This is a genomic window from Synechococcus sp. W55.2 (assembly GCF_047461635.1).
Lineage (GTDB): Bacteria > Cyanobacteriota > Cyanobacteriia > Thermostichales > Thermostichaceae > Thermostichus.
Genome location: NZ_JANSHM010000091.1, coordinates 1 through 8,922, shown reverse-complemented (window position 1 = coordinate 8,922; position 8,922 = coordinate 1). Strand labels below are relative to the sequence as shown.

Annotated in this window: 6 protein-coding genes and 1 CRISPR repeat array; of the genes, 5 read left to right on the top strand and 1 reads right to left on the bottom strand. The window is 57.4% G+C overall.

Features of this window, described 5'->3' with window-relative positions:
- Positions 1-40 precede the first annotated feature (40 nt).
- A CRISPR array of direct repeats spans positions 41-3,386; the repeat unit is 36 nt; unit sequence GTTCCCCCTTCGGGGGGATCCCTAGAAATTGGAAAC.
- A gap of 70 nt (positions 3,387-3,456) precedes the next feature.
- From cfa to NW828_RS13120, 5 genes are all read left to right on the top strand, one after another.
- Positions 3,457-4,596, top strand: a complete 1,140-nt coding sequence (cfa, locus tag NW828_RS13140) for a cyclopropane fatty acyl phospholipid synthase (RefSeq protein ID WP_414384325.1) — start codon at positions 3,457-3,459, stop codon at positions 4,594-4,596.
- Positions 4,597-4,693: 97 nt separating this feature from the next.
- Positions 4,694-5,137 carry a SufE family protein gene (locus tag NW828_RS13135; RefSeq protein ID WP_011431815.1) on the top strand — a complete coding sequence of 148 codons (444 nt, stop codon included), beginning with the start codon at positions 4,694-4,696 and terminating at the stop codon, positions 5,135-5,137.
- A gap of 13 nt (positions 5,138-5,150) precedes the next feature.
- A complete protein-coding gene (locus tag NW828_RS13130) occupies positions 5,151-6,272 on the top strand; it encodes a metal ABC transporter solute-binding protein, Zn/Mn family (protein WP_414384324.1) in 1,122 nt (373 codons plus the stop codon).
- A complete protein-coding gene (locus tag NW828_RS13125; RefSeq protein WP_414384323.1) occupies positions 6,269-7,069 on the top strand; it encodes a metal ABC transporter ATP-binding protein in 801 nt (266 codons plus the stop codon). Before NW828_RS13130 ends, NW828_RS13125 begins: the two co-directional genes overlap by 4 nt.
- 10 nt (positions 7,070-7,079) lie before the next feature.
- Positions 7,080-7,916, top strand: a complete 837-nt coding sequence (locus tag NW828_RS13120; protein ID WP_414384327.1) for a metal ABC transporter permease — start codon at positions 7,080-7,082, stop codon at positions 7,914-7,916.
- Here the strand turns inward: NW828_RS13120 and NW828_RS13115 are convergent.
- Positions 7,885-8,736, bottom strand: a complete 852-nt coding sequence (locus NW828_RS13115; protein WP_414384322.1) for a hypothetical protein — start codon at positions 8,734-8,736, stop codon at positions 7,885-7,887. The genes NW828_RS13120 and NW828_RS13115 overlap by 32 nt on opposite strands.
- Between the last annotated feature and the right edge of the window lie 186 nt (positions 8,737-8,922).

Sequence of the window (8,922 nt, the reverse complement as noted above, 5' to 3'; positions counted from 1 at the left end):
CAGCAGGTATACAGATCTTGGGGGTTCAAAGATGTTACTAGTTCCCCCTTCGGGGGGATCCCTAGAAATTGGAAACAGCAGGTATACAGATCTTGGGGGTTCAAAGATGTTACTAGTTCCCCCTTCGGGGGGATCCCTAGAAATTGGAAACAATTGAAGAAACCGGATGGGACAGCGTGGGTCTCAGAGAAGGGACGTTCCCCCTTCGGGGGGATCCCTAGAAATTGGAAACCGTTATTACAGCTAAACGCCTGTACATCCTCAAATTGACCTAGTTCCCCCTTCGGGGGGATCCCTAGAAATTGGAAACGTGGTCCTCGTAGAAGGTCCAGGAGCCTAACAATTTGTTCCCCCTTCGGGGGGATCCCTAGAAATTGGAAACAGGGACGCTGAAAAGCCTCTTAACGAGGTGTATCAGCCGAAGTTCCCCCTTCGGGGGGATCCCTAGAAATTGGAAACTACCCGGAATACGAGAGAACACAACAGCAGACATAGTGTTCCCCCTTCGGGGGGATCCCTAGAAATTGGAAACTTTCTGATTCCTAGGGCATAGAGAATCTCATTAGTCTCGTTCCCCCTTCGGGGGGATCCCTAGAAATTGGAAACTAGCCTAGATTACCTACCCCAACCCACATGGGGAATATTGTTCCCCCTTCGGGGGGATCCCTAGAAATTGGAAACAGCCCGCCTGGCCAACGGGCGTGACTTCTGGGTCTCGTTGTTCCCCCTTCGGGGGGATCCCTAGAAATTGGAAACAAAAGACGGTCCGGCGGATCCCTGCCTCCAAATTCTCGTTCCCCCTTCGGGGGGATCCCTAGAAATTGGAAACAATTCCCAACCTAGCCTTTAGCTCCTCGAGCTCCTCGTCCTCGTTCCCCCTTCGGGGGGATCCCTAGAAATTGGAAACTTCAAAGTTGCGACTAGCGCTTTTGACGTGCGGACTAGTTCCCCCTTCGGGGGGATCCCTAGAAATTGGAAACTCGGCTTGGCGCTTCGCGCATTCCAAGTAGCGGGTTCGCGTTCCCCCTTCGGGGGGATCCCTAGAAATTGGAAACAGCTTCGTAGAAAACAGACCCGGGGGTAAGCTCTTCAGTTCCCCCTTCGGGGGGATCCCTAGAAATTGGAAACATTAGCCACCGGTTGTAGTCGGGGAAGATGTATAGAGCACGGTTCCCCCTTCGGGGGGATCCCTAGAAATTGGAAACTACAAGGAGTGGAGTCGACTCATGGCGGGATGCGATGTTCCCCCTTCGGGGGGATCCCTAGAAATTGGAAACAGTACTATTCTCCTTATTGGAGTAGTGTTCAAAAATAAAAAGGTGGGTTCCCCCTTCGGGGGGATCCCTAGAAATTGGAAACCCCACACTCCCGGATCCGTTTAGGTTGTCCTCCACATTGGTTCCCCCTTCGGGGGGATCCCTAGAAATTGGAAACGCGAGGTTGAATGCCTCACCTAGATGGGAGGAGAGTCCGCCGTTCCCCCTTCGGGGGGATCCCTAGAAATTGGAAACACCAGCGATAGAACTCTGTAGTCTCCTGCGATGGTCTAGGTTGGGGTTCCCCCTTCGGGGGGATCCCTAGAAATTGGAAACCAAGGTATTACCATTCAGCGGCTGCGCAAAGCCCAAAGGGTTCCCCCTTCGGGGGGATCCCTAGAAATTGGAAACTACCTAGCTGGGCGGTAATGGGTAGCACAATCTAAGGTGTTCCCCCTTCGGGGGGATCCCTAGAAATTGGAAACTGTGGGAGTCAAGCCCCCATTAGCCCGAATTAGTCGGGAGTTCCCCCTTCGGGGGGATCCCTAGAAATTGGAAACATGGCTTTGTCCTTTCTAGTTGCACGGACAAAGCAACTCGGGTTCCCCCTTCGGGGGGATCCCTAGAAATTGGAAACTGAGTTCTTGCAAGACTCCAAGTGTGAGCATCTACGTGTTCCCCCTTCGGGGGGATCCCTAGAAATTGGAAACGATGAAGCCATCCTGGAAAATGATCCAGGATCCCCTAGTTCCCCCTTCGGGGGGATCCCTAGAAATTGGAAACGGCAGACTACCGGTTGTTCACCGCGGTTTGCAGGGATGTGTCGTTCCCCCTTCGGGGGGATCCCTAGAAATTGGAAACTCCGCACATACCTGGATTTGTGCGGGTTTAATCTTGACCGGTTCCCCCTTCGGGGGGATCCCTAGAAATTGGAAACACGGCCCCTAGAATGCCCAGGAATGCCCCTGTAGCCTCTTGGAGTTCCCCCTTCGGGGGGATCCCTAGAAATTGGAAACAATAGCAGTGACGCAGGTACAGGGCCTTGCTACCGTGTTCCCCCTTCGGGGGGATCCCTAGAAATTGGAAACTGGACCAACACCCATCGAGTTCAAGAACTCATTAATCTGGTTCCCCCTTCGGGGGGATCCCTAGAAATTGGAAACGCCCTCCCCAATCCCTCTCAGGCATTGGTGCATACGGAGTTCCCCCTTCGGGGGGATCCCTAGAAATTGGAAACTCTTTATCCCTGAAGAAGGGAGGATGCTATGTACTACAGTTCCCCCTTCGGGGGGATCCCTAGAAATTGGAAACGGTATTCAACCACTACACTAGGGCGACCCGTGCAGTGTTCCCCCTTCGGGGGGATCCCTAGAAATTGGAAACTACAGGGTATGCCCCATTACGACCCAACCAGGCACGTAGTTCCCCCTTCGGGGGGATCCCTAGAAATTGGAAACTTTCATCAGCCTCTTTGAGACTGTTGGTGATTAAACGAGACCGGTTCCCCCTTCGGGGGGATCCCTAGAAATTGGAAACGTCTGCCCGAGAGGGGGGCTTAGTGAAGGACCTGAGTATGGTTCCCCCTTCGGGGGGATCCCTAGAAATTGGAAACGCTAATATGTTTGAGGTGGTTGTTACCGAGGACTTCGTTCCCCCTTCGGGGGGATCCCTAGAAATTGGAAACGCCCCGTAGAAAAGCTTTATCCACTTTATCCCCCTCCCTGTTCCCCCTTCGGGGGGATCCCTAGAAATTGGAAACCCCACCTAACCTCCCCCTCAAGCACCCAGGATTTCTCCTGTTCCCCCTTCGGGGGGATCCCTAGAAATTGGAAACTGGGTGATCCCACCGGAGATCTCGGTAGGATCCCACGCTTCGAGGTTCCCCCTTCGGGGGGATCCCTAGAAATTGGAAACTGTGCTGCCACTTCTTCCATCAGTTTTTGCAAGGTGTTCCCCCTTCGGGGGGATCCCTAGAAATTGGAAACAGCGGCGCGGAACGGTGACGCCGCGCGCGGGATCGGGTTCCCCCTTCGGGGGGATCCCTAGAAATTGGAAACACGTCGTTTGGACATGGTACTACCTCTTTTGAAAAGTGTTCCCCCTTCGGGGGGATCCCTAGAAATTGGAAACTTGTTGGATCCCTTGCCACCTTGGGGTGTATTTGTTGAGTCAGTTTCCCTGTGGTGAGGGCTCCCTAGGGATGGGGAAAGGACTCAACAGCTTGCGCTGGCTGGCGCGTCAGTATGCGCTTCGGGTTTTGGATGTTGCCGGTATAACCCTCAATGGCTCGCAACCTTGGGATATTCAAGTTCACGACGAGCGGCTCTACCTGCGCTGCCTGCTCTATGGATCCCTGGGCTTTGGCGAGGCCTACATGGAGGGCTGGTGGGATTGCGAGGCCATTGATGAGTTAGTTTGTCGTCTCCTAACTGCCCAGGCACCGCAGCAGGTGGGTTGGCTAACTCAGCCCTTGCTTGGGTTGGACAGTTGCCTTATCAACCGCCAGCGGGGCAAGGGGGCATTCGTCATTGGCCGGCGCCACTACGACCTCGGCAACGACCTCTATGAGGCCATGCTGGATCGCCGCATGATCTACAGCTGTGCCTATTGGGATGGGGGCGCGCAAACTCTGGATGAAGCCCAAGAAGCTAAGCTTGACCTCATTGCCCGCAAGCTGGAACTCCAACCCGGCATGCGGGTGCTCGACATCGGCTGTGGCTGGGGCGGCACAGCCCAGTACCTGGCCGAACGCTACGGGGTGCAGGTTGTGGGGATTACTGTTTCCAAAGAGCAAGCCAAACTGGCCAGCGAACGCTGCCGCGGCCTGCCGGTCGAGATTCGGTTAGAAGACTATCGCCAGACCCAGGGAAAGTTTGATCGCATCCTTTCTGTCGGCATGTTTGAACATGTTGGCTACCGAAACTACCGAACGTTTATGCAGGTAGCCCGCCGCTTGTTGAACGACAATGGCTTGTTTCTCCTGCACACCATCGGCAGCAACGTGGCCTACCAGGGGCGGGATCCCTGGATTGAGCGCTACATTTTCCCCAACTCGATGCTGCCCTCGCCTCATCTGATTACTGCAGCCTTTGAGGGCTTATTTGTGCTGGAAGACTGGCACAATTTTGGGATCAATTACGTGGCCACCTTAAAAGCCTGGCACGCCAATTTCGAGCAGGCATGGCCAAAATTAGCCGACCGCTACGATGAGCGCTTTCGCCGCATGTGGCGGCTCTATCTCCTGATGAGTGCCGGTAGCTTCAAGGCCCGGGCCAGCCAACTTTGGCAACTGGTCCTCTCACCACGGGGAGTAAGTGGCGGCTATCGCTCGCTTCGGTAACGACAGTCCCAAAAGTTTGCAGGTGCCCCTGCGCCCTCGCTGAGTGGGGGTGTTATGATGAGTTTGATTATCATTCTCACTCTAGACAAGCTGAGGGATGCCCGCAGCTCTGCAGCAAATTGTCAATCGCTTCCAGAAGGCCAAGACCTCGCGGCAGAAGTATGAGCTTCTCCTAGCCTATGCCAAGCGCCTGCCACCTTTTCCCGAAGCGGAGAGGAAGGAGGAGAACCTAGTCAGAGGTTGCGCTTCGCGGGTGTGGCTGGCCACCGAGTTTAGGGAGGGCAAGGTCTACATCCAAGGGGATGCCGATGCTCAGTTGGTCAAGGGTTTGGTGGCCATTGTGGTGGAGGGGCTAAGTGGCCTAGCGCCGGAAGAGATTTTGGGGGTTTCCCCAGAGTTTGTGCGGGAGATGGGCCTCAATTTCAGCCTTAGCCCTTCCAGGAGCAATGGTCTGGTGAGCATGTTTTCTTTGCTCCAGCAGAGGGCTTTGGCTTTTCGAAGGTCGGGTTCTGCAAGTTCTGCTGTCTCTGTTGTTTTGTGAGGTATTTCTGCACATGACCGATAGGCTTAACTCTCTTCGCTCTGTTCGATCCATGCGATCGCTGGTATCTCTGCTGGCCGCCCTCTCGGTCGGGATCCTGGGCGGCTTGCACCTTCGACAGGAGGGATCCCAAGCCCAGCAGGGATCCAGCCCCCCAAAGGTGGTGACCACGATTTTGCCGATAACGCAATTTACCCGTGCTGTGGCCGGGGATCGGGCAGAAGTCACGCCACTCCTTTCCCCTCAGATGGGGCCCCACAGCTTTCAGGCTCGACCTGAGGAGGTTCGTTTGCTGGCTCAGGCGGATGTGCTGGTGATCAACGGGTTGGGTATGGAAACGTTTTTGGAAGGGTTGATCGCCAGCGCTGGGAACCCCCAATTGCAAATCGTTGACAGCAGCGAAGGGATCCCAACTTTGCGGGCTGAGGAGCCAGAGCATGGGCACTCCCACGGTCACGGCCATGGACACTCTCATGGACACAGTCACGGCCATTCTCACGGGCATGGCCATGGCCACTCTCATGGGCACAGCCACGGCGAGTTTAACCCCCACATTTGGCTGGATCCCAGGCGGGCTATTCAGCAGGTGGAAAACATCCGCGACGGCTTAATCGCTGCGGATCCGGCAGGGGCGGAGATCTACCGGGCCAATGCGGCTGCTTTTATCGAGAAGCTCAAGGCTTTGGATGAGGAGATCGAGCAGCGCTTGGCTCCCTTTGCCGGCAGAAAGTTTGTAGTTTTCCACAACTTTGCCCCCTACTTTGCCGAGCGCTACAACCTCAAGGCTGAGTTTTTGGTGGAGATCCCTGAAGCCAGCCCCTCCCCCGAAGATGTGCGGCGGGTGATGGAGACGGTGCGGGCATCCGGCCTGAAGACGATCCTGGTGGAACCGCAGCTGGGGAGTAACAACCCCTTTGAGGTTTTGGCCAGAGACCTAGGGATCCAAGTTCGCGTTTTCGATCCCATCGAAACCGCTGGCCCTGAGGGGATCGAGCCGGAATATTACCTGACCATCCTGCGGCAAAACGTGGAGAACCTGGTCTCCGCCTTTGAGAAGGAGACGGCCTTCCTGCCCCTGCAATTGCCGCTGCTGGGCCAAGCTGCTCTCGAACACCTGCTGGCGAGGGGGCGATGATCTCCTGCTCCGGCGAGGTTGTCCTGCGCGTCGAGGGGCTGACGGTCTATCGGGGATCCCAGTTGGCGGTGCAAAATGTGTCGTTTGAGCTGAGGGCGGGATCCCATACGGCCATTGTCGGCCCCAATGGCGCTGGCAAAAGTACCTTGGTGCAGGCCATCTTGGGGATCCTGCCGCGGCAGTGCGGCTCGGTTTGGATTCTGGGAGAGCCGGTGTGCCTGTCCGGTTACTTGCCCCCCTCGGTGCGGCAGCAGGTGGCTTACGTGCCCCAACGTTTTCAGTTCAATCCTGGGATCCCCATGGTGGTGGAGGAGTTTGTGGCTTTGGGTTGGGGGGCGTTGCAACCCCGCTGGCCCTGGCAGCAGCGCTCTGCTCGGCAGCAGGCGGTGCAAGAGGCGCTGGAACGAGCCGGCGCATCCCACCTGTCCTCCAAGGCTCTGGGCCAGCTCAGCGGCGGGGAGCTGAAACGGGTGCTGTTGGCCTATTGCTTGGCTTGGCCGCGGCGGCTGCTTATCCTCGACGAGGCACCGGCAGGCTTAGATACGCTCAGCGAGGGGGAGTTTTACCGGCTCTTGGAAGAGCTGCGCCAATCTCTGGGCTGGGCCATTTTGCAGATCTCCCATGATCTGGAAATGGTGTCTTGCTATTGCGACCGCGTGCTGTGCCTCAACCAATCCCTCATCTGCCAGGGATCCCCCCAGGTGGCTTTGGCACCAGAAGTGCTGAGCCGGGTTTATGGGCCTGTTCGCGACAGCGGTGCGGAGCACCATTTTGTCCGCTACATCCACCGTCACTGAGGGGAAGGCGATGTTGGAGGGCTGGGTGCGGGTGGTGGAATTGCTGCAGTTGCCCTTCATGCAGCGGGCCCTCCTAGGCGGGGTCCTCACAGGGGTGACGGGGGGACTGCTGGGCAGTTTTGTCATCTTTCGGCAGTTGGCGTTTTTTAGCGATGCCCTGGGGCATTCGGCGCTCTTGGGTATTGTCGTGGGAGTAGCCCTGGGGCTGAATCCTACGGCGGTGCTGATGGGGTTTGGGGTGGTGTTTGCCCTGGGCGTGACCTTTATCCTGGAACGCACCCAGCTTTCGCCGGATACGGTGCTGAACATCATCTACTCTTCCTCTTTGGCGCTGGCCGTTATCACCCTCAGCTTGCTGCCCGGCTATCGGGGCAACCTCAACCAGTTGTTGTTCGGGGAGATTTTGGGGATCAGCCCGGCAGCCCTGTGGACGAGCGGGATCCTCTTGCTGATCAGCTCGGCCTATGTGGGATTGACTTTGCCCTCCCAAATGTTGCTGACCCTGGATGAGCCGCTGGCGCGGGCGCGGGGGGTTCAGGTGGGCTGGCAGAAGCTGGCTTTTGTGGTGTTGCTGGCTGTGGTGGTGGCGCTCTCAATTCGCTCTGTGGGGGTGTTGCTGGTGAGCGCTTTTGTGGTCATCCCAGCCTCGACGGCAAGGCTTTTGGGATCCCGCTTTACAACCTATGTGCTGCTGGCCATAGGTATTGGGGGACTGAGCGCGGTGCTGGGGATGATCGCCTCGGCAACCTTCAACCTGCCCTCCGGCCCCAGCATTGTTGCCACCCAGTTGCTCTTTTTTCTCCTAGCTATGGCGCTCAAGGGGGTGTCGCAACTCCTGCAGCTCTAGCTAGCGGCAATCCAAGAGCTCTCTCGGGCAGCGGCTTTTCCTGTAGAAGCTGGCCAAACAGGCGGTGATAGCTCTCTGGAAAGACCTGCCCGCTGAGGGTGGGCTGCTCGTAGACGCGCTTGAGGGTGTTGAGATCCCGCTTGGTAATGTTGGGCACCCGCAACACCCGCCGATTGCCGGTAGCCGCCGCATGGTGTCCGCCATACATTAGATCCCGCAGGTTCGGGCTATGGCCCCACAGCCCCAGCCCATGCCCGATCTCGTGTCGGGCCACCGCCGTTATTTCGGCCAACCCCTGTCCTTCTGCAATGACGATGCGCACCCGCTGCTGCAAAGAGCCATCGGAGGCGAAGAAAAACTCCGGGCGGGCCGCCCCAGCCACCCCGCCGCCAATAGGAGGAACGCGGTAAATGCTCATCCCGTAGAAAGCCTCCTCCTCTTTGGCCACCACCTTGAGCGGGATGTAGGCCGACCACTCCTTCACCGCTTGCTCCACGGAGGCCTTCCACTGGGGGTGATCCCCTTGGATGTAGATAGGGACGGGATAGAAGGCCCACTGGGCATAGGCTCCACCTGGCAAAAGCGGCTCGATTTCCTCAAAGTAGTCTCCCACCGCCTTGTCGTAGGCGTAGCGATCCAGGCCGGGGGGGAGTTTGAGCCGCATCGGCTGCGGCAGTTCTCCGGCTTGAGTTTGAGCCTGGGCTTGCAGGGCTTCAATGCCAAAAAAGTGGGGAACCGGCAGGGATCCCCTGCCCCCCACTGCCAGGACGAGGAGCATCGTCCAGCCGAGGATGCAAAGCTGTAGAATGCGCCGCCGCATCAAAGCCGCCCTTTCGCCCTTGTCTTTCTACAAGGTTAGTGGCTCAGAAAGCAAGTGTCGTTCGTTTGACATCCTCCCCGGCCTGTTCGCCGCTGGCGGGCCGGAGGCCAAGGCTGGAGATTCCTACCACGCTACGCATGGATGGCTCCTTGCGCAGTCGTCTCGGCGGGTTCCTGCTTCCGACCG